Source organism: Aeromonas sp. 25-248, from assembly GCF_053005425.1.
In genome coordinates, this window is sequence record NZ_JBRKTB010000040.1 from 1 (window position 1) to 284 (window position 284).

Annotated in this window: 1 tRNA gene; it reads right to left on the minus strand. The window is 52.1% G+C overall.

Going from position 1 to position 284, the window contains the following annotated elements:
* Positions 1-2: 2 nt before the first annotated feature.
* A tRNA-Glu gene (locus tag ACVDHI_RS20805) sits at positions 3-75 on the minus strand.
* Between the last annotated feature and the right edge of the window lie 209 nt (positions 76-284).

A 284-nucleotide genomic window follows, 5' to 3' on the forward strand; every position in this document is an offset into this window, starting at 1 on the left:
GGCGTCCCCTAGGGGATTCGAACCCCTGTTACCGCCGTGAAAGGGCGGTGTCCTAGGCCTCTAGACGAAGGGGACCCGGATTTGTCTTTGCGCTTGCGCGCAGGTGATTGGGTAACGACTTTCGCCATTATTCACATCCCAACACCCAACAAAAGGGCTTCTCTCGTTTGGCTTTCACCAAACAAGCACTGACACGCCAGGGCGCATCAGGTCTTTGCTCTAACTACTTTGAATCAAGGCAATCTGTGTGAACACTCAACAACTTCGTCATCTTAAGGTAAGGA